The organism is Ectobacillus funiculus (genome assembly GCF_004138295.1).
Classification (GTDB): Bacteria; Bacillota; Bacilli; order Bacillales; family Bacillaceae_G; genus Ectobacillus; species Ectobacillus funiculus.
This window is the reverse complement of record NZ_SCFM01000115.1, coordinates 1-3,339: the sequence shown is the minus strand read 5'-3', so window position 1 is coordinate 3,339 and position 3,339 is coordinate 1. Positions and strand designations below refer to the sequence as shown.

General features: G+C 36.8%; 3 protein-coding genes and 3 pseudogenes. 5 read left to right on the top strand and 1 reads right to left on the bottom strand.

Translation table 11 applies throughout. The features are described 5' to 3' along the window. The 4 genes and pseudogenes from EP737_RS25060 to EP737_RS25045 all read left to right on the top strand — a co-directional run. Positions 1–222: pseudogene (locus EP737_RS25060) on the top strand (xylose isomerase); the annotation flags it as partial. A 331-nt stretch (positions 223–553) separates the two neighbouring features. Further along, positions 554–1,000 (top strand): ribose 5-phosphate isomerase B, encoded by a 447-nt coding sequence (gene rpiB / locus EP737_RS25055; RefSeq protein WP_129732125.1) that lies wholly within the window; start codon positions 554–556, stop codon positions 998–1,000. Positions 1,001–1,186: 186 nt separating this feature from the next. Beyond that, positions 1,187–2,140 (top strand): sugar ABC transporter substrate-binding protein, encoded by a 954-nt coding sequence (locus tag EP737_RS25050; RefSeq protein WP_129732123.1) that lies wholly within the window; start codon positions 1,187–1,189, stop codon positions 2,138–2,140. A gap of 105 nt (positions 2,141–2,245) precedes the next feature. Then, positions 2,246–2,407: pseudogene (locus EP737_RS25045) on the top strand (MFS transporter); the annotation flags it as partial. Between the two features lie 98 nt (positions 2,408–2,505). Here EP737_RS25045 and EP737_RS25870 read toward each other — a convergent pair. Further along, positions 2,506–2,676, bottom strand: coding sequence for a hypothetical protein (locus tag EP737_RS25870; RefSeq protein WP_165350936.1), 171 nt, complete (start codon positions 2,674–2,676; stop codon positions 2,506–2,508). 258 nt (positions 2,677–2,934) lie between these two features. Here EP737_RS25870 and EP737_RS25040 point away from each other — a divergent pair. Next, a pseudogene (locus EP737_RS25040) lies at positions 2,935–3,339 on the top strand (xylose isomerase); the annotation flags it as partial.

The following is a 3,339-nucleotide window of genomic DNA, read 5'->3' as shown; positions in this document are numbered from 1 at the left end:
CTCCTTGAGGATAGAGTATTAGAGGATGTAATCGCTGACAGATACAGCAGCTTCACAGAAGGCATTGGCTTAGAAATTGTAGAAGGCAGAGCGGATTTCCACAAACTTGAGCAGTATGCATTAAATCTTGGAGAAATCAAGAACAAATCTGGCCGTCAGGAACGATTAAAAGCAGTGGTAAACCAATATTTATTGGAAACATTATCAAGTGTAACTGTATAATAAAAACAAACAGTCCAATAAATAAAAAACATGCTGGAACGGTATTTTGCTCCAGTATGTTTTTTACCATCTATATAAGTCGACTTAATTTTTTCAGCATGGTCTACTCCCCACTTCGCCTGAAGTGGGGAGTTTTCCTTGAGAACAACAAGCTAAGGATCTAATAACCGATAGAAAAAACAATTTAAGCAGTTACAGAGAAAAATAGTTATTAAGTAAGTAGACATAATCGGGATTATTGGTGGCGTGTCTGTTTGTGAAAAGGGAACAACGAACATGATGAATGTTCCTGTTGATGGGAATGTAGTCAAAAGGTGATAGGAGGAAAAAAGTGAAAGTAGTAATTGCGTCTGATCATGGTGGAATGAATATTCGTAAAGAAATAATTTCATTAATGGCAGAGTTGAATATAGAGTATGTAGATTTAGGGTGTGAATGTAACACCCCTGTTGACTATCCAGATTACGCGATTCCAGTGGCTGAAAAGGTGGCAAGTGGTGAAGTGGATCGAGGTATTCTAATTTGTGGTACAGGAATTGGAATGAGTATTGCAGCAAACAAAGTAAAAGGAGTCCGTTGCGCGCTTATACACGATACATTTAGTGCTAAGGCAACGAGAGAACATAATAATACAAATATATTGGCTATGGGAGAACGTATCATTGGTTCGGGCTTAGCTCGAGATATTGCAAAAATATGGTTAACAACCCCCTTCGAAGGTGGTAGGCATGAAAATCGTGTCAATAAAATAACAGCATATGAAGTAACTTTTGAGTAAAATCAGGAACATGCTATATCAGGAAGGTGACTTTATTGCCCTGGCCAAGTACTCAATACCTGAAACCATTAAATTTATGGTCATGCATGGTACAGTTTTTACGATTTTTTCCTTAATTATTGGGTATCCTATTGGAATCCTTTTCAAGATTCATCTATCCATAGCGGCACGAGAGGATGATGAATAATGAAGAAAAGATGGATGATCTTACTATTCTGCGGTTTCTTTTTAACCGCCTTAATAGGTTATACGGTTAAGTTCCTTAGAGAAAATGATAAGCCTAAAGTAGTTGTTGTTTTAAAAGAATTAGATTCACAGTATTGGAAAATTGTTAAAGGAGGGGTAGAAAAGGGGTTTCGCGATTTTGATATAGATGGTAAAATTTTCGCAACTCATGACGGATTCGCAGAAGAACAGAACGATATATTAAAAAATATTCTTAAAGAAAAGCCAGATGTAGTAATTGTCGCTCCGATTTCTGCATCTAATATTCCTATCTTAAAGGAGTTTGACAAAAACAATATTTCCGTATTGTTAGTAGACACAAATGACCTCTGGGAAAATAAAACTTCTTATATTGGTACTGATAATTTTGAACTAGGAAGAAAAGCAGGGGAATTATTAGCATCGCAACTGCAACCTGGAGATGAAGTGGCCCTTCCCCTTTTTGACGGATTTTTAACCAATCAAGTTTTCAGTGAACGAATAAACGGAGTTAAATATAGTTTAGAAGACGCAGGCGTTACAGTCTTGGTAGACACAATAAAATTACGGGACGAACTTTCATCCGTTAAAAAAGCAATGACAAATATTTTACAGGATCATCCTGATGTTAAAGGGGTATTTGCTGTAAATGATATCATAGCACTAAGTGTTTTCGAGGTCACTAAGGAACATGGGTATAAAATACCGATCGTAGGAGCGGATGGAGTTATCGAAATGGTGGATTTAATAGAAGATGGAACTTTAACTAGTACAATAGCACAGAATCCTTATGATATGGGCTATATAAGTGTGGAAACTGCAGTGAAAGTGATAAAGGGAGAAAAAGTTGCAAAAAATATAGATACTGGTATAGATATTATCACTAAGGATAATGCGAAACAGAAGCTAGATTTTCTGAAACAATTGTTGAAGTGAAGCGACAGACATGGCACATACATTGATTGGCAGAGGTCACAGGCTAGCAGCTGATGCCGTCGCCGTATTGAAAAGGCTCAGTCCATGAACTATTCTCGGCACTCATCATCTACTTATCCAATGATGATGAAGTATAGTGGTGGTTTAAGCTATGGTTTCTACGGGTTAATGAGTGTACTTTTGGCTGTGTTTGTTTGGAAGTTTGTCCCTGAAACGAAAGGGAAGACCTTAGAGGAAATGGGGACAGTTTGGAATAAATCAGCATAATACATTATAAAATATAGGAAATATAAAGACTGTCGCTGAATTTCACGGCAGTCTTTATGCATTATTATTGTTATTCATCTAAAAATAAGCTTACTTTACTACAGTTGCAGCCTTGACTTCAGAAATGCTTCGGCTGAAAAAGCCGAAACTCCTAAGCCTGACGTTTTGGCGATATCGGCACGTGAAATAGGAGCATTGTTCATAATGAGATTTAGTACAATTGACTTATTTTCTTTTTTTACTAACTGTTGATTCCAGATCATTTGCATGATGATCTCCGTTCTCTTCTTTTACAGTAGCCGTACAGCTACTATAACGATTTTATTTTTCTGAATGGGTTCTATTAATTACAATAAACTTTGTTCATCCGATAGACAAACAAAGTTCGCGGTGATATAATTAATTTATAAGTTGTACAGCTGAAGGGAATTTGATGTATAGTTGTTTATTTTTAGTGCATTGTAAGCGATAACAGCAAAAGAAATCATGAATTCATAACATGAAAACAAAAGGGGAGGAAATTCCACATGGCTTACTTCCAAAATATTAACCAAATCCAGTTTGAAGGCCCAACATCAAAAAATCCACTTTCATTTAAATACTACAATCCGGAAGAAAAAATTAATGGCAAAACAATGGAAGAAATCCTGCGCTTTTCCGTTGCGTATTGGCACACATTCGCTGCTGACGGAACAGACCCATTCGGCGCAGGAACGATGATTCGCCCTTGGGATCATTATAAAGGCTTAGATTTGGCAAAAGCACGTGTAGAAGCAGCATTTGAATTGTTTGAGAAACTAAATGTACCTTTCTTCTGCTTCCATGATTCCGATATCGCACCTGAAGGAAACACACTAAAGGAAACATATGACGCCCTTGATCCGATCGTTGCGATGATTAAGGATTATATGAAAACAAGCAAAACAAAATTG

What these genes read in the sequence shown, in the direction of transcription:
- EP737_RS25050 (WP_129732123.1), top strand. Translation starts at nt 1,187, where the DNA reads ATGAAGAAAAGATGGATGATCTTACTATTCTGCGGTTTCTTTTTAACC.
- EP737_RS25870 (WP_165350936.1), bottom strand. Translation starts at nt 2,676, where the DNA reads ATGCAAATGATCTGGAATCAACAGTTAGTAAAAAAAGAAAATAAGTCA.